The organism is Clostridium pasteurianum (genome assembly GCF_001705235.1).
GTDB classification, from domain to species: Bacteria; Bacillota; Clostridia; order Clostridiales; family Clostridiaceae; genus Clostridium_S; species Clostridium_S pasteurianum_A.
In genome coordinates this window covers 401,979-418,566 of record NZ_MCGV01000001.1, presented here as the reverse complement: position 1 = coordinate 418,566, position 16,588 = coordinate 401,979, and the positions used below count along the sequence as shown (strand labels likewise).

15 protein-coding genes are annotated in these 16,588 nt (G+C 31.2%); 9 read left to right on the top strand and 6 right to left on the bottom strand.

The window, feature by feature from the left end:
* Nucleotides 1-116 precede the first annotated feature (116 nt).
* The 4 genes from BEE63_RS01915 (at nucleotide 117) to asrC (ending at nucleotide 3,659) form a co-directional block, all read left to right on the top strand.
* The gene (locus BEE63_RS01915) at nucleotides 117-806 is read left to right on the top strand and encodes a Crp/Fnr family transcriptional regulator (protein ID WP_242874647.1); all 690 of its coding nucleotides are present in this window, start codon (nucleotides 117-119) and stop codon (nucleotides 804-806) included.
* Between the two features lie 69 nt (nucleotides 807-875).
* The gene (asrA, locus tag BEE63_RS01910) at nucleotides 876-1,898 is read left to right on the top strand and encodes an anaerobic sulfite reductase subunit AsrA (protein WP_066019775.1); all 1,023 of its coding nucleotides are present in this window, start codon (nucleotides 876-878) and stop codon (nucleotides 1,896-1,898) included.
* Nucleotides 1,885-2,679, top strand: a complete 795-nt coding sequence (gene asrB, locus BEE63_RS01905; RefSeq protein ID WP_066019774.1) for an anaerobic sulfite reductase subunit AsrB — start codon at nucleotides 1,885-1,887, stop codon at nucleotides 2,677-2,679. Before asrA ends, asrB begins: the two co-directional genes overlap by 14 nt.
* Before the next feature lie 17 nt (nucleotides 2,680-2,696).
* Nucleotides 2,697-3,659: a sulfite reductase subunit C gene (gene asrC, locus BEE63_RS01900; RefSeq protein ID WP_066019773.1), complete on the top strand. Its 963-nt coding sequence runs from the start codon at nucleotides 2,697-2,699 to the stop codon at nucleotides 3,657-3,659.
* Nucleotides 3,660-3,734: 75 nt separating this feature from the next.
* Here the strand turns inward: asrC and BEE63_RS01895 are convergent, their stop codons facing one another.
* A complete protein-coding gene (locus BEE63_RS01895; protein ID WP_066019772.1) occupies nucleotides 3,735-4,361 on the bottom strand; it encodes a class I SAM-dependent methyltransferase in 627 nt (208 codons plus the stop codon).
* 324 nt (nucleotides 4,362-4,685) lie between these two features.
* Here BEE63_RS01895 and BEE63_RS01890 point away from each other — a divergent pair, with 324 nt between their 5' ends.
* Complete coding sequence (locus BEE63_RS01890; protein ID WP_066019771.1) at nucleotides 4,686-5,462, top strand: alpha/beta fold hydrolase; 777 nt, start codon at nucleotides 4,686-4,688, stop codon at nucleotides 5,460-5,462.
* Between the two features lie 265 nt (nucleotides 5,463-5,727).
* On the opposite strand, the gene BEE63_RS01885 is transcribed toward BEE63_RS01890, so the two are convergent.
* Nucleotides 5,728-6,357, bottom strand: a complete 630-nt coding sequence (locus BEE63_RS01885; protein WP_066019770.1) for a class I SAM-dependent methyltransferase — start codon at nucleotides 6,355-6,357, stop codon at nucleotides 5,728-5,730.
* A gap of 219 nt (nucleotides 6,358-6,576) precedes the next feature.
* Between BEE63_RS01885 and BEE63_RS01880 the strand changes: the two genes are divergently transcribed.
* Both BEE63_RS01880 and BEE63_RS01875 read left to right on the top strand, forming a co-directional pair.
* Nucleotides 6,577-7,701 (top strand): radical SAM protein, encoded by a 1,125-nt coding sequence (locus BEE63_RS01880; RefSeq protein WP_066023122.1) that lies wholly within the window; start codon nucleotides 6,577-6,579, stop codon nucleotides 7,699-7,701.
* Nucleotides 7,702-7,940: 239 nt separating this feature from the next.
* Nucleotides 7,941-8,549, top strand: a complete 609-nt coding sequence (locus tag BEE63_RS01875) for a hypothetical protein (protein ID WP_066019769.1) — start codon at nucleotides 7,941-7,943, stop codon at nucleotides 8,547-8,549.
* 101 nt (nucleotides 8,550-8,650) lie between these two features.
* On the opposite strand, the gene srtB is transcribed toward BEE63_RS01875, so the two are convergent.
* The 4 genes from srtB to BEE63_RS01855 all read right to left on the bottom strand — a co-directional run bounded on the left by srtB (nucleotide 8,651) and on the right by BEE63_RS01855 (nucleotide 13,749).
* Nucleotides 8,651-9,565 carry a class B sortase gene (gene srtB / locus BEE63_RS01870; protein WP_066019768.1) on the bottom strand — a complete coding sequence of 305 codons (915 nt, stop codon included), beginning with the start codon at nucleotides 9,563-9,565 and terminating at the stop codon, nucleotides 8,651-8,653.
* A gap of 64 nt (nucleotides 9,566-9,629) precedes the next feature.
* Nucleotides 9,630-10,868 (bottom strand): YibE/F family protein, encoded by a 1,239-nt coding sequence (locus BEE63_RS01865; protein ID WP_081312438.1) that lies wholly within the window; start codon nucleotides 10,866-10,868, stop codon nucleotides 9,630-9,632.
* A 309-nt stretch (nucleotides 10,869-11,177) separates the two neighbouring features.
* The gene (locus BEE63_RS01860) at nucleotides 11,178-12,815 is read right to left on the bottom strand and encodes a fibronectin type III domain-containing protein (protein ID WP_066019767.1); all 1,638 of its coding nucleotides are present in this window, start codon (nucleotides 12,813-12,815) and stop codon (nucleotides 11,178-11,180) included.
* A 169-nt stretch (nucleotides 12,816-12,984) separates the two neighbouring features.
* Entirely contained in the window at nucleotides 12,985-13,749 is a 765-nt protein-coding gene (locus BEE63_RS01855; RefSeq protein WP_066019766.1) for a carbohydrate-binding protein, read from the bottom strand.
* A gap of 349 nt (nucleotides 13,750-14,098) precedes the next feature.
* Between BEE63_RS01855 and BEE63_RS01850 the strand changes: the two genes are divergently transcribed.
* Nucleotides 14,099-14,401, top strand: a complete 303-nt coding sequence (locus tag BEE63_RS01850) for an MTH1187 family thiamine-binding protein (RefSeq protein WP_066019765.1) — start codon at nucleotides 14,099-14,101, stop codon at nucleotides 14,399-14,401.
* 132 nt (nucleotides 14,402-14,533) lie between these two features.
* Nucleotides 14,534-16,537: a methyl-accepting chemotaxis protein gene (locus BEE63_RS01845; protein WP_347463707.1), complete on the top strand. Its 2,004-nt coding sequence runs from the start codon at nucleotides 14,534-14,536 to the stop codon at nucleotides 16,535-16,537.
* The last annotated feature ends 51 nt before the right edge of the window (nucleotides 16,538-16,588 follow it).

The window sequence follows — 16,588 nt, the reverse complement described above, 5'->3', positions numbered from 1 at the left end:
TCTCAATAAATATAATTTATTATAAAAAGTCTAAATTACGTAACATATGGACTTTCTATTTTTTATATAACATGGTAAATTGTAAATAAGAAAATGGGATTCAAAGGGGGATATATATGATAGGTTTAGAGGAGGCTTTTAAAGCTGTAGAAGTACTTCAAAATGTAAATGAAGGTTCTTTTGACGCTTTAAAAACTTGTGGAAAAATAAAAAGGATAGCAAAAGGTGAGCAGCTTTTTAGGGATAAGGAATATGTACCACATATTTATATTTTAATCAGTGGCTTGGCTGCTTTATATAAAATTAACAGCATGGGAGAAAAAAAGGTTATATTCGTGTTTGGAAAGGGCAAAATGCTTAATGAAGTTACATTTGAGCATATGAATTCTTCTGTAAGTTGTGAAATATTGGAGGAGGCACTTATACTGTATTTTCCTCAGAATAAATTAATAGATATTATGAAAGAAGATTTTGAGCTGACAAAAGCGATTATGGATTCTACAGCTATTAAAGTAAGAAGACTATACCGACAATTAAAAAATACATCTAATTCAATAAGGGGTGACAAAAAGATAGCGGCTAAACTTTGGAAGCTGTCGGGTGATTACGGAGTACCTTGTAAGGATGGAATTCAAATTGATATGGAGCTAAGTATTACTTATTTAGCGGATATGCTTGGCTCAAAAAGAGAAACTGTATCTAGGCAGTTAAAATTGCTGACAGAAAAAAATTTAGTTATTGTAAAAAGAAATGAGTTTATTATTACAGAACGTGAAGAACTTAGAAAATATTTTAAGCAACCGTGATAAAAATCACGGCAATTTTTTTTGTTTTTTGTTATATTTTTAACAAGAAATAAAAAAGGAGGCAAGTTTATGGGTTATCGTTTAACAACTGAAAATTTAAATGATTTGCTTAAGGAATGGAAGAAAAAGTATTTGATATATGCACCAAAGTTATTTAAGGGTAAGGGGGCTTTTTCTGATACAGATAGGATTCGTTATGGAGAGGTCACTGAAGCAGAAGAAATCGTATTCGATTGCAAATCACATTATTCTTTTAAAGAAGTTTTACTTCCTATTTCACAAACTTTGTTCTTTTTTACTGAAGAAAATATAAAGGAAGCAGATATGCCGAAAAAAGGAGCAATTATTTTTCTTAGAAGCTGCGATCTCCATGCTGTAAAGCGCTTAGATGAAATGTATTTAAAAAATGGTTTTGAAGATTATTATTATAAACGTCTTCGTGAAAAAGTTAAATTTGTTTTAATGCCGTGTGAAAGTGCTTTTGAAAGCTGTTTCTGCGTTGATATGGGAACAAATAAAAATGATAATTACGATGCAAGCATAGAACTAAAGGATAGACAGTTTTACATAGATAGTCGTGAGGAAAATTGGAATAAGTTCCTTATAAATAGTGGGTGTGAAAAGCTTGAGGTTATTCCTTCCTATGTAAAGGAAACTAAGACAAGAGTAAATGTGCCTGAGGGGCTTTCAACTAAAATATTCAATTCAAAAATGTGGGATGAGTATGACAGCAGATGCATTAACTGTGGACGCTGTAATTTTGTTTGTCCAACATGTACATGCTTTACAATGCAGGATATATTTTATACTGATAATGGAAAAGTTGGAGAGCGTAGAAGAGTATGGGCATCTTGTATGGTGGATGGTTTTACAAATGTTGCTGGTGGAGGCTCCTATCGCAAAAAGAATGGACAAAGAATGAGATTCAAAGTAATGCATAAGGTTTATGATTACAAAAAGAGAAATGGCTATAACATGTGTGTAGGCTGTGGAAGGTGCGATGATATTTGTCCTGAATATATTTCCTTTTCAAATTGTATTAACAAGTTAGAAGGAGCAGTTAAGGAGGTAAATTACAATGAATCAAAATGAGTATGTACCTTTTCTTTCAGAAATTAAAGAGGTAATTAAGTATACCAATATAGAGTATACTTTTAGGATGTCCTATAAAGGAGAAGTAAAGCCAGGACAATTTTTTGAAGTTTCTATACCTAAATATGGAGAAGCTCCGATTTCAGTAAGCGGCATAAGTGAAGATACTGTGGATTTAACCATAAGGCGTGTTGGAAAAGTTACAAATGAAGTTTTTGAGCATTATAAAGGGGATAAGCTGTTTTTAAGAGGACCATATGGAAATGGTTTTGATATAGAAAATTATAAAGGTAAAGAAATTGTAATAATAGCTGGTGGTACTGGTGTTTCTCCAGTTAGAGGTGTTGTAGATTACTTTTCTAAGCATATAGATGAAACTAAAGGAGTTACTTTGATAACAGGTTTTAAGACTCCCAAGGATATATTATTTTTAAAAGATTTTAAAGAATGGAAAAAGAATATAAATGTTATATTAACTGTTGACTCTGTCGATGGGGACAATAACTATCCGGAGGGACTTGTTACTAAATACATTCCAGAATTAAAATTAAAAAATGTAAGTGAAGCAGTTTCTATTGTTGTTGGACCTCCAGCTATGATGAGGTTTAGTACAAATGGACTCTTAGATATAGGTTTTAAAGAAGAAAACATATGGATTTCCCAGGAGAGAAAAATGTGCTGTGGACTTGGAAAATGCGGTCACTGTAAAATTGATGATGTGTATGTTTGTCTTGATGGCCCTGTTTTTAATTTTACAAAGGGTAAAAAATTAATAGATTAAGTGAGGAGGGGAAAAGGATGGATATAAACACAAAGAAGTTAAAGAAAAATGCTTTCCGTGTTACTAAAAAAAGGGGTTTTGCTGCTTCAAGGATACGTGTTCCAGGAGGGTATTTAGATGCTAAATTTCTTTCTATGATTGAAAATATATCAAAAACTTATGGAAATGGTACAGTAAATATTACTACACGTCAAGGTTTTGAAATTCCAGGGATAAAGTTTGAAGATATGCCTAAGGTTAATGAACTTTTGCAGCCAATTATTGAAGGCTTAAATATAAATCAGAAGGTTAAAGGAACAGGCTACAGTGCATCAGGAACAAGAAATGTTACAGCTTGCGTAGGAAATCGTGTGTGTCCATATGCTTGTTATGATACTACAGCTTTTGCACAGAAAATAGAGAAAGCTATATTCCCTAATGATTTGCACTTTAAGATTGCATTAACTGGATGTCCAAATGACTGTGCAAAGGTTAGACTGCATGATTTTGGCATTATGGGAATGACCAAACCGGAATATGAAAAGGATATGTGTGTTAACTGTGGTGCCTGCATTAGAGTGTGCAAAAAGAAATCTGTAGGAGTACTAAAAGAGGTTAATTATAAAGTCCAAAGAAATCATGAAAAGTGCATTGGCTGCGGCGAGTGTGTTTTAAATTGCCCTATGGGTGCATGGGCAAGAAGTGAACAGAAGTATTATCGTCTTACACTCCTTGGAAGAACAGGGAAGAAAAATCCACGTATGGGAGAAGATTTTATAAAATGGGCAGATGAAGAGAGTATTATAAAAATTATTTTAAATACTTATGATTATGTAGAACATTATATAGATCGCAGTGCTCCAGGTGGAAAAGAACATATTGGATACATTGTTGATCGTACAGGCTTTGAAGAATTTAAGAAATGGGCACTTAAGGATGTTAAATTGCCTGAAATAGCTGAGGTTTACACACCTATGTATTGGAAAGGGATAAAGTATTAAAGATAAGGGAAGATGCTCATTGTGATTAAGCGATGGGCATTTTTTTAACATAACAAAACGAAATAATTGTTTGGATTAATTTTTCCTTCCTGTACTAATAAACCTCATTTTCCCAATTTTTTCGAGACGTTCAATTTTGAATCCTACATTTTGGTATAATTTCTCTACTTCTTTGAGTCCATAAAAATGAACATCTCCGGTATTCATTAATTTAAGAATAATATGATTTTCAATCCATCGTCCTAGTGTAGGGAGTGTCATATCAAGAATAATCATACGTCCACCTGGTTTTAAAACACCATATGCACTTTCAAAAAAGTTATTTACCTTTGGATAATGATGAAAGCTTTCCTTACAGATAATTACATCAAATTTGTTTTTTTCAAAGGGTAGATTTTCTGCATCTCCTACCAGAAAGTTCACACCTTTAAGTTCTTTATTACGGGCAACTTGTATCATATTTTCTGCAAGGTCAATTCCCGTATAGCTTCGTTTTGAATTTTCTCTATAAAGTTTCTCAATAGAATTACCAGTACCACAGCCTATATCAAGCAATGAATGAAACTCTTCTTTCTTTATTTCTTCTAGCAAGGGGCCATAGCTTTCCTGGCACATTTTATAAATGTCTGTACTTTTTGCATGATCGAATTTTTTTGCTTCTCTGTTAAATTCATTTTTAGATAATTCCTTATAATTTTTCATATATGATTAAGTCTCCTCTCATATAATATAACCATATTATATCATATTTTATAAATTAATAATTATATGTACATTAAATGAAAAATAATACTATCTTACTCAAAAGTAAGTTATTTGGAAAAAACTTATGGAATAAATTAAGATGTATCCTTGTATATGCTTTCTGATGATCCTAAAGGAATGCTTGCGTATAAGTGATGCTTATCATAAATTGATTTGAAGATTTTACTGGAAAATGTTAAAATACAATTGAATATGATTATCAGTATCAATATATAACGCATATAGATTAATTTATAAATTTATAGATAAGGGGAATAGAATATGAAATTTTATGAATTTGGTAATATAAATAATCCGGTTATTATTCTACTTCCAGGGACATGCTGTCATTGGAAAAATAATTATGATCACGTTTTAGATTTGTTGACAAAGTCATTTTATGTGGTATGCGTCTCATATGATGGCTTTGATGAAACTGAACAAACAGAATTTTGTGATATGATTACAGAAACTGAAAAAATAGAAGATTATATAAAGGAAAAATTTAATGGAAAAGTTCATGCTGCATATGGATGTTCGCTTGGTGGATCATTTGTGGGGTTACTTATACAAAGAAAACAAATTCATATGAATCATGGAATTCTGGGTAGTTCTGATCTGGATCAAGAAGATAAATGGAAGGCAAAAATACAAACAAAAATATTTGTACCAATTGTATATCATATTATTCATAAAGGAAAAATTAATAGGCTAATTTCTTGGTATATGAAAAAGCATACCAATGAACAATACATGAAAGAATTTATGCATATTATGCTAGGAGTAGGAGGACAAAAGCTGGATTTTGTGACAAAACGAAGTGTAGAAAATCAGTTTTATTCTGATCTTATAACGAAAATGGAAGATGGAATAGATGTTAATGGCACTAATATACATTGTTTATATGCATCAAAAATGGGAGAAATGTATTTAAAAAGATATAAGCAGCATTTTAAAAATCCTCATATTGTTAAGCATGATCTTGAGCATGAAGAACTGCTAGCATGTAGACCAAATGAATGGGTGGAAGTAATTAAGAAATGTATAAGCTTAGAATAATAAATTAAAGATCGTGCCTTAGATATAAAATATGTAAAGAAAATATGGCATAAGGTAAAATTTAGAAAAATCATTAATGCCGGACATGGAGAATATTGCTTGAGATTTCCAGATGAATTTGCGGTAGATATGTTTCAGATGTTAGAAGAGAGAAGTAACAATGTTGAAGCAACGATTAAAAGTTCTAATAAATCTTGACTCCAAAATTGTAAAATGCTTAGATTTATAGGAATTTTTTAACGCCACGAAGCATTGTTACTTTTAATTATTTATAGCATATGCAGCATAGCCAATTTTTTTCTTCTATTGAGTCTATAGATATATTATTAAATCCAGCATCCTTTAATAAGTTTTTTAGTTCATCAGGAGTATATAAATTCATATTTGATGCAGCTATAAGTTCATCATTTCTTTCCTTAAACTTTTCACTAGAATACATTTCACATATTATAGCAAAGACTCCGTTTGGCTTTAGAATTCTATTTACCTCTTTAAAATTTTCAAGTATATTTGGCCAAAAATAAATTGTTTCTACGGCTGTTATAATATCGAATTTATCATTTTCAAAGGGCATTTTTTCTACACTACCATGAAGAATTTCGACTTTATTATTAGTTACAAATTTTTTATTGTAATCTTTGGACCAGTTTACACAGTCTAAGGAATAGTCTATTCCAAAAACTTTACCATCTTTTGCTATAGAGGCCATTCTATTTACAGTCCTGCCACCGCCGCAGCCTATATCAAGTATGGTATCATCATTTTTAATATTTACCTTTTTTAGTCCCCAATCAGTTAATTCAAAATGTCTTAAATTCATATCATCAACTATAATTTTACCTAATTCACCAGTTGGTTTTTTGCATTGATTTAATCTTTTAGCAATTTCACTCATAAAAATTTAACCTCCATTTAATGATAATGATAATCAATGGTGCTATGTTGTACATTATATAACCTTTTTTATGATATAGCAATTATCATTTTTTTATTTAACTAAGTATGATTGTAACCAATGGTAATGACTTTAATTTCAATATTGAAAAAAGTAATAAAGTTTGTTAAAAAAATTGCTGAAAATGGTATAATAAGAGTAAACAGAGGAGGAGATATTATGAAAATCTCAAAAAAAGATGCACTAGCGTGGTTTGAATTTTTTGCAATGCTGCCTGAGGGCGAAGAAGTTATGACAAAACAGCAAGAAATAATTTACGCTGTATTTGCACAAATTGAGGCAGCAATTGATAATAGAAATGATAAGTTAATGTCGGAAATTAAAGGTTTGAAAACTTTAAAGGATAGAACTTTTTTTGTAGGAAATGAAAATAAATTTCCAAAGGGATGCGTTTCTTGCTTGATGGGTACTGGATTAGGTGCAATCAGGAAAACAAATAAATGTAATGCAGCCTGTAAGTTTTGCTACGATTATGGACAATTAGAAGATCTTCCTCCAATAGGTGAAGGTATGTGGGAAATTGGAGGTACAAGATTTTATGATAAGGATATTGATTTACTTCTTTCTATACATAAGAAGCCCACTGGTGTTGCCTACGTTTATTTAGAGCCATTTATGGAAATTGAAAAGTATTATTCAGTAATAAAGAAGTTCAGTACTGCTGGTGTACATCAACATTTATATACAAATGGAATTTTAGCTACAGAAGAGAACTTGAAAGCATTAGGAGAAGCTGGACTTGATGAGATACGTTTCAATCTTGGAGCTTCTAATTGCTCGGACAAGGTTATTGAAAATATTAAAATTGCAAAGAAATATATTAAACAAGTAGGAATCGAAACCCCAATGACTCCTGAGCTCTTTGAAGGTTTCTTTAAGAAAAAGCAGGCAATTTTAGATACAAAGCTAGACTTTATAAATTGTGCAGAATTGCATTTAAATGAGAATAACATAGGTAATTATGAAGGAGAAAATATGTACATTGCTAGACATGGTTATATTTCTCCAACGTGGAGCAGGGAATTAGCTTTGAAATTCATGAAAATAGCAGATGAAGAAAAGTGGGACCTAGTAGTTCATGATTGTTCAAACTATACAAAATTCGCACGAGATTTAAACCTTAGCAGTAAAGATGGAAAATGGTTTGGAGCTAGCAGTTATGGCTGTGAATTTCAAAGAATTCCATACGAAGTATTTTTGCCAATACTGCGTGATGAAAGTTTCAAATTTTTAAGTGAAGAGGAATTGCCTAAAGGCTACAAGCCGGGGGAGTTAATTTATTAAATAGTTTTGTAATTTTATCTTTAGAAAATAAAATGTCGTCAAAGACTATTAAGTCTAGGCGGCATTATTTTTGTCTAAAAATAAAGTACTATTGACAAGTTTATTGTTATTTTTTATATAAAAAACTTTAACTTTTAATGTAAGAATATTATAATTTGGTAATAGGAATGTTTTATGTAAAAATATATTTGTTATGGTAATTATAAAGCTTAATGAACAAATATGGGGGGATACAATAGATGAAAAGAAACAAATTTTTAACAATACTTAGTTTAGCATTATGCTTAATTTTCATATTAGGAGAAACAGTTTTTGCAAAAGGATTTCATTCAGGGAGTTTTAGAAGTTCACATTCAAGTTTTAGTAATAGTTCATATAGTAGCTCTAGTTCTAATTCTCAGAATAGTTCTGTGTCTCATTCTAGTTCAACAAATGGGAGTAGTGTACCGAAAAGTGGATTTCATTCTGGAAGTTTTAGCAGTAAATCTTCAAGTGATAAAAGTTTTAAATCTGGCAGTTTTAAGAATAGTAAACTAAGTAGCAGCGTAAGCAAATCAAAAACAATAAGTGCAAAATTGAAAAAAGTAAAAACTATAGTTAAGTATAAAGCTGCAAAAAAAATTAAACATAAAATAGTTCATGCAAAAAAAAATGCAAAGATATATAATACCAATGCAAAGATATATAATACAAATGTAATTAATCATCATACAGCATCCAGTCACCATTCAGCCAAGCCAGTATATAAGAATAATCATTATACGGCAGAAAAGTCACACTTTAGTATCATACCAATTGCTATTGGTGGTATAATCTTATTGATGGTAGGAAAACATTTTAGAAAATAATTATTTAGAGATATTTTAAGTTGATTTATTAAGCTTTTAGATAGCAAAATATAATAATTTACGAGACTTAGCAGTTTCAATTCTAGCTAAGTCTTTATATTTTACTTATCCATAGATCTCATAGGAGAAAGAGCATTCTCATTTCTTGTAGCTGGCTCTACAGCTGTGCTTTCATGTGGTCGAACTTTTCGAGCCATAACAACGAAACGTGCATTATTGGAGCTGTAATAACAGGTTGAGAGTGTTAGAATGTTATCACCAGGAACTACATCTATAGAGGGAGTGTTTATTAGAGAACGTGCTCTCACTTCTTTAATAAAACTGTTAAAAGTATCGTCTGAAGGAAAATTGGTAACAAGATAGTTGAAAACATAACCATCCTTTGGATCAGCATTTGTGATAAAGGCAGCAAATACCTTCCATGAACAATGACCATATATTGTGTTAAAGGTTATAACGGGTGAAGTTTTATAGAAGTCAGTTTGCTGATAATTAACTATGGAAGTAAGCATCTGACCGTCCTTCATATTGTGACCATATATTATCATATTTTGAGATTGAGGGCTTATATTATTTCTGTAATCAAGAAAAAGTGAGCCGTAGGGGTCAGCTGTTTTATTGAAATTATTATGAAGGTAGTAGTCATTATCTGTAGATTGTACCACTGGATAATTAATTACTGTATTAGGAATTGAAAGCCAGCCTTTAATATCGTGATTAGTATCATATAATTTATAGAACTCTGAAAGCATGTGAGCAGGGTAATGGCTATTCTGTACATTAGAAGAATGGTGCTTATATTTTTGTACAATTTTTTTGTTCAAATTTATATTGCGATTTTTGTTTATATAATGTAGTGAAAATCCAATGATTGATACAATAAATATCATTGAAGCAGCTATAATACCAATGCGAATATTTATATTAGTAGAGATAAACCAATCTAAAATTTGAAGCAGTTTATCTCTAAAATTATGCAGTTTTAACATTATAGATTTTGATAATTTTTTTAACATAATTGAACCATTTCCTTTTATAATATTGTGTTATATCATCATGGGTACTAATATATCATTGAAGTCAAGTTTGATTTACTGAATTCTTATCTGTATTGTTTTGTATAGGTATTTCTACATTTATGTTTTTAGCATTGCCACCAGAAAACAAAGGTAAGAGTGTTGCTGAAATAAAAGATACAAGTGGTACTGTAAATATTACAGCGAAACTACCAGAGATAGCCTGTATAATTTCAATAGTGATAGTATTTGAATTGAAAATTTGATAGTAATTCATATTGTAAGAGTAAATAAGAATAAGCATGTTTAGGGAAGTACCTGTAAAGGCAAGAATTAAAGTATTTGCCATTGTTCCCATCATGTCACGTCCAACATTAATCCCAGATTTAAAAAGCATTTTTGAAGTTAAATTATGATTTGCAGCATATATTTCCTGAATGGAGGAGGCAATAGAAATTGCAATATCCATTACTGCACCCAGCGATGAAATAATAATTGCTGCAAATAGAAGTTCATCCACGTGTAGACCAGTATGAGTGGAAAGTGCCATAAGTGAATCATATTCAGGCATGTTATAGCCAGATAAAGAAGTTAAATGCTCAAAAATCAGTAAAATTAATGATGAAAGTACAACACCAACTGCAGTTCCCAGGATAGCTGAAAAAGTTTTTATTTCAAATCCAGTGGTTAGTATAAGAGTTACACATGCAGTAAATATTGCCATAAGTAAAGAGGCTGAAATGGGAGAAAAACCATTGTATATTAGAGGAACAAAAATAAAAATAACACTTGTAATAGTAAAAACTATACCAATAACGGACTTTAATCCACGTTTCCCTCCAATTAAACATAAGGCTATAACGAATAAGCCAATAAGTACGTAAAGCCAAGGTTGCCTGTAAGGACCATATACAAAGACATTAACATTCTTATTTTTTGAATTTCCAGCAGTATTTATTGAAACAACTATGTTATCCCCAGCTTTAAGTAGATAATTTGTATCATAATTGAGTCCATTTGTAATTTTCATTTCTTTATCTTTATATTCACCAGTCAATATGTGAATTGTAATTTGCTGTGACCCTATAAGCAAATTTCTATAATGCTTGTCTGGTTCAACATTTTGTGAATCAATAGATACAACCCGAGCTCTTTCATATGAAATCTTGTCACCATTTCCAAGACCATATATATTATAATAAGCTTGATGCCTGCTGAAAGTATAGGCACATATGACGTATACTGATAACGCAAATATTAAAATTATTGTTTTAGTTATATTATTCATTTTATTTTTTAACATAAGCAGCTCCTATAAAATTATTTGTTATTAAATGATATTGATTTTGAATATTGAATAAAGCTAATAAATCTAAGATTTACTCTAAAATTCCGTAGGTACGGAGGAATTTTTACATTGTATCACCTGTAAGAGAAGTAACAATGCTGAAGGAACGATTTAAAAAAAATTTAATAAATCTTGGGTTACAAATCGCAAAATACTTAGATGTTTCAATTTGTTTGAACGCTAGTGAGTTATTGAAACATCTAAGTATTTTACGATTTGTAAGCCTTAGATTTATAAAGTTTTTTTAACGTTTCTTCAGTATTGTTACTTCTCTATTTCTTTCTTTTTATAAATTATTGTGCCTACGAATGCAAGAACAGCAATTCCTGAAATTCCAGCTAAAGAGGCTAAAGCAAAATTACTGGAACTGTTATCACCAGTTTTGGGATTGCTAATTTGACTGCCACTTGCACTATTGTTTGCTGATGTATTAGCTGGTGTATTAGTTGATGCACTACTTGTATTATTAGTAGCAGTTCCTTGCGATGAAGTAGTAGATGAAGATGTTTTAGTAATTGTATAGTTATCGATTGAAGCTCCCGTGTCGGTACGAACAGTGTTTATGGTGAATTTAGAATCATTCATTGTAACATATGAATAAGTAGGTACATATTGCTGCCAGAATACACTACTGAAGGTATGATCTGACGCACTATTAAAATCATAATATTTACTTCCACTTCCAGAATCAAGTGTAAAGTATACGGTTCCTTTTGGATTTGTTACGGCGTTAGTTTTATTAGTATCAACAGGAGTACCATTATACATTTGGAAAGTTCTTGTGTATTCATGGTCATGGCCTTGAAGAACAATGTCAACGCCATATTTGTCCATTAATTTAGGCCAGGTTTTACGTATTGTCATAATTGGATCGTCGGCAGAATTACTATTAGAGTGGTTTGCTTCACTATAAGCAGATTGATGCCAAGCTACAACTTTCCACTTTGCATTAGGATTAGCTGCAATTGCTTCCTGCATAAATTGATCGTGAGCTGCTGTATCAAGAGCATCGTTTGCATTCAGTACCATAAAGAGTACGTTTCCATAAGTAAACCAGTAATCACCATCATTGTTGTTAACATTACTGTTTGATGTTTGACCTAAAGGTGAAAGATTAGGATGATTATAGTGGAAACTGTAATAGGTACCCATTTGATGGTCGTGGTTACCTTCGAAGGCAACAAGAGGATAGCTCTGGAAAAAGTTTTTATTTGTATCGGGATTGAAAAAAGATTTGTATTGATCCTGCTGCTTTGATAGAGCACTATAATCATTTACTTGATCACCAAGTGAAAATAAGAAGTCAACAGGGTTTGAAGTAACTTCCTTAAGAGTATTAGCCCAAGCATTTTGGTCATCTGTTAAACTGCTGTGTGGAAGAGATGAGTGTTTATTGCTATCAAAAGCACCGATTTGTGGATCTCCAAAAACTGCAAAATTGAAACCATTACTTGGATTACCAGTAGTAAAAGAGTAAGTTGGACTCCAGGTTGTTCCATCACCAACACGATAAACATATTTTGTTGAAGGAGTTAATCCACTAGCAGAAGCTCTATTAGCAAACTCGTTTTTACCAGTTGAAGCATCTACAGCTGGCTCATTTGGGTTCCCGGGGTTGTTTTCAACACTTTGGGTAGCAGTTGCTTGACTAGTTGTTCCGTTAATTATAGAATTTGAAGGAAATTGACCATTTTGTACATCACTTGCTTTTGCAATTTGAAGTTCAGAACCATTATTATAATTACTGAACCAATTGAAACGCATTTCAGATGAATTACCTCCCATTTGAAAGTTGATATTGTACGGTGTGTTACTTACGGTGTCAGCATTTACAATGTTTTTTGGAAGTCCAATTATTAGAGTAGATACAAGTCCAAATAATAGTAATTTGTTTCTTTTCATAAAATTTTCCCCCTAAATTTATATTACATTCCATATGCTATAATATAAAAAGGTTATTAAGGAAAAATTATCAATGGGTTAAATATAGGTTAAGAAACTGCAAAAAATTATTGACTCGCCAGTACCCTAAAGAGGGCATGACGATATCAAACAAGTATATATTTAATAATTATTTAAGTTTTAAATTATAGTTATCTCCAAAGTTGTTATCCCAATATTCTATTCCGTTTACTGTGTAACATACTGCAAATGATACTTGTTTTGCTGATGGATTTGATGGAATATTATAGGACCAGTAGTCTGCAGAGTTATCCTGAGAAGTGTTAACATAAGTGGCGTTAGTTTCTGAGAATGTTGCCCAGTTATCATAGCTATATCTTACTTTTACTACTTTGGGATTGCCTATGTTGTTTAAAGTTATATCCCCACCGACATGACTTCCATCATACCAATATGATACACCTGTATAGAGCTGACTTTTACCAAAGACACTTGTATTGGTTGGACTAAGAAAATAGTTTTTTCCTTGATTATTATCCCAATAAGTTATACCGTTACATTCATATTTTATAGCAAATTGTACTGATACAGGACTAGAAAGGTTGTCCAAATTAAATTTCCATAATTCACATCCATCACTAGGGTTATCTTTAACATAAGTTGCATTTATATCTTTCCAATTTGCACCATTATCTGTGGAATAATGTACAGTAATGTTTTTTGAAGAAGAAGATTTTTGCACAGCTATATATCCAGTAGAAGAATATTCATAACAAGATCCATCCCATATGGCTGTTTGCAAGTATTGTCCGTAATATAATTGTACAGGCGGTTGAGTGTCAGCTTTTACATTATTAGTAAATGTAGTGCCCATTAGAAGGAAGGAAACAAGAAGCGATAGGAATAAACTCAAAAATTTTTTGTTTGTGTTCATAATATTACCCCCTAGAATTTATATACTTTTACAGAAAATGATAATACTTAAAATTATAAAAATCAAACCGAAATTTATTTGAGAAAACCCAATTTTATTTAGAAAATGCTAAAGTAAACGGATACAAGTATAAAATTCCACCCTTTAACTAAATTTTACATAAATTCCACTATATTTAAGCGTAGGAGATGAATTGTCGATAGCCTAATCTTATAATTTTTTGAATTATTCTGACTATTGCTGTATAATTTCAGTGTAACTAACAGGGAAGTTTTTATATACAATATTTATTAATAAAAATGTTAATGGAATAATTAACAAATAAAATTGAAAAAAGGAATGATAGAATATGGCAATTGCAGAAGCAACAATATTTCCAGTTGGGACAGAATCAACAAGCTTAAGTAGTTATGTTGCAGCTTGTGAAAAAGTGTTACAAGATGAAACTAGAATAAAATATCAGCTTACCCCTATGGGAACAATTTTTGAGGGAGATCTTGATGTGATTTTAGAAGTTATAAGAAAGATGCATGAGGTTCCTTTTGAGAATGGAGCTAAAAGAGTAGAAACTTATATAAAAATTGACGATAGAAGAGATAAAAAAGCAACCATGGATCAAAAAATAAATTCTGTGAAGGAAAAATTAAAATAAGAACAATATGTAATTTATCAAAGGATTTTTTCACCCTTTCTGTAACAAAATATGACAGAAAGTGATATAATATATTATACTACGACATTTGGCACAATGTTGTAATTAATTACTGAGAAGGGTGAGAAAATCATGAAAAGTATAAAAAATATAAAAACAAAATTAATATTATCTATGGGATTTTTAGCATTAGTTATATGTGTGGGGTTAGGTTTGGTTTCGTTTGTAAACGGTTCAAATGCATTAGAGAAAACGTTATACAAAACACTTCCTAAAATTGCTGAACAAACAGCGGGAAATATTGAAGGAAGGGTTAAAGGTAATCTAGATTCACTACAATCTATTGCTGCAAGAAGTGAAATTAGAGATCCTAATATTTCATGGGAAAATAAAAAGTCAGTTCTTTTAGATGAAACTAAAAGAACTGGATCTATTAGAATAAGTATTGTAGACAAAAATGGAAACTGCAGTAATCCAGATGGAACATCTTCAGATGTATCGAATAGAGAATATTTTAAAAAAGCTTTATCTGGTCAAAGTAATGTTTCTGATCCTATTATAAGTAAAACTAATGGGCAATTAATAGTTGTATATGCAGTACCTATTAAAAATAATAATGAAATTGTAGGAGTGCTACTTGAAACAGTTGATGGCAATAATTTAAGTGAGCTGACTAATCAGGTTAAGGTTGGTACAACAGGTAGTGCATTTATGATATCAAAGGATGGAACAACTATTGCAAGTGCAGATAAAAGTAAGGTTTTAAAAATGGATAATGTATTTAATGATGTAAAAAAGGATTCTGAACTTCAGGGGCTGGCAAATATTCAAAAGAACATGACGGAAGGTCAAAAAGGTTTAGGCGAATATACATATAATGGAACCGACAAATATGTGGCATATTCTCCAGTTAAGGGAACCCAATGGTCTGTGGCAATTGCTGTGCCTAAAAGTGAAATATTATCAGAGTTAGATAGTCTTAAAGTTTATATTGTAGTATTCTCTGTAATATTTATGTTGATAGGGTTAGTGGTTGTTACTATAGTTGGAAACATTTTGTCTAACGCAATGAAAGTAACTTCAAAACATTTGGAACTATTAGCCCAAGGAGATTTATCAAAGGAAGTTTCACCAAAATATTTGCAGTTAGAAGATGAAGTTGGTGATATGGCTCGATCAATGAAAATTATGCAGGAATCATTAAAAAAGATGATTTTCAAAATAAAAGCAAATTCTTCAGATGTTAATGTACAGTCAGAGAATTTATCTTCTGTTTCAGATGAGATAGCTAGTTCTGCACAAAATGTAACAGAAGGTATAACTGAAATTGCAAAAGGTACAAGCTCACAGGCTGAGGATTTAGTAAATGTAACGGATATACTTAATGAATTTAGCGGTAAACTATCTAAGATAATTAATGAAATACAGGATATAGATTCACAGTCTAGAGAAATTGGATCAATGGCAAAAGACAGCAGCAGTCAAATGGACGAATTAGACACGTCAGTTAGTAAAGTAAGCGGATTATCTATGGCATTTGGCGGGAAGATTAGTGTACTTGGTAAAGATGTAAATAAAATAAATGAAATTATAAATATTATAAATAGTATTGCAACGCAAACAAATTTATTAGCGCTTAATGCAGCCATTGAGGCGGCAAGAGCAGGAGAGGCAGGAAAAGGATTTGCTGTAGTTGCCGAGGAAATAAGGAAACTTGCTGAACAGTCTCAAAAATCAGCAGAAGAAATAAGTAATTTAATTAGTGGAATATCTAAAAGTACAAGTGTTATAGTCAAGGATTCTTCTGAAATGGGCAATGAAATTAAAAGTCAAGTTAAGATTATAGGTATGTCAATAATGTCCTTTGAAGAGATTATAGAGGGCATAAATGGTATAATTCCTAAAATTGAAACAGTTAAAAATTCAGCTGATGAGGTGGGTAAGGATAAAGAAACTATTTTAAGTAGAGTAAATGATATATCATCAGTTTCAACTGAAGTGTCAGCATCTTCAGAGGAAATTTCAGCATCTTCAGAGGAAATGAGTGCATCTACAGAAGAGGTAGCAGCATCAGCTTTAGCACTTAACAATGCGACTAATGAAATGATTGTTGAAGTTAATAAATTTAAAATATAGTGAAATAATAGTTATGTATGAAAACTTGATTTTTAAGTTGACTATAGTATA

Coding starts and splice junctions, on each gene's coding strand:
- BEE63_RS01915 (WP_242874647.1), top strand. CDS start 117: ATGATAGGTTTAGAGGAGGCTTTTAAAGCTGTAGAAGTACTTCAAAAT.
- asrA (WP_066019775.1), top strand. CDS start 876: ATGGGTTATCGTTTAACAACTGAAAATTTAAATGATTTGCTTAAGGAA.
- asrB (WP_066019774.1), top strand. CDS start 1,885: ATGAATCAAAATGAGTATGTACCTTTTCTTTCAGAAATTAAAGAGGTA.
- asrC (WP_066019773.1), top strand. CDS start 2,697: ATGGATATAAACACAAAGAAGTTAAAGAAAAATGCTTTCCGTGTTACT.
- BEE63_RS01895 (WP_066019772.1), bottom strand. CDS start 4,361: ATGAAAAATTATAAGGAATTATCTAAAAATGAATTTAACAGAGAAGCA.
- BEE63_RS01890 (WP_066019771.1), top strand. CDS start 4,686: ATGAAATTTTATGAATTTGGTAATATAAATAATCCGGTTATTATTCTA.
- BEE63_RS01885 (WP_066019770.1), bottom strand. CDS start 6,357: ATGAGTGAAATTGCTAAAAGATTAAATCAATGCAAAAAACCAACTGGT.
- BEE63_RS01880 (WP_066023122.1), top strand. CDS start 6,577: ATGAAAATCTCAAAAAAAGATGCACTAGCGTGGTTTGAATTTTTTGCA.
- BEE63_RS01875 (WP_066019769.1), top strand. CDS start 7,941: ATGAAAAGAAACAAATTTTTAACAATACTTAGTTTAGCATTATGCTTA.
- srtB (WP_066019768.1), bottom strand. CDS start 9,565: ATGTTAAAAAAATTATCAAAATCTATAATGTTAAAACTGCATAATTTT.
- BEE63_RS01865 (WP_081312438.1), bottom strand. CDS start 10,868: ATGTTAAAAAATAAAATGAATAATATAACTAAAACAATAATTTTAATA.
- BEE63_RS01860 (WP_066019767.1), bottom strand. CDS start 12,815: ATGAAAAGAAACAAATTACTATTATTTGGACTTGTATCTACTCTAATA.
- BEE63_RS01855 (WP_066019766.1), bottom strand. CDS start 13,749: ATGAACACAAACAAAAAATTTTTGAGTTTATTCCTATCGCTTCTTGTT.
- BEE63_RS01850 (WP_066019765.1), top strand. CDS start 14,099: ATGGCAATTGCAGAAGCAACAATATTTCCAGTTGGGACAGAATCAACA.
- BEE63_RS01845 (WP_347463707.1), top strand. CDS start 14,534: ATGAAAAGTATAAAAAATATAAAAACAAAATTAATATTATCTATGGGA.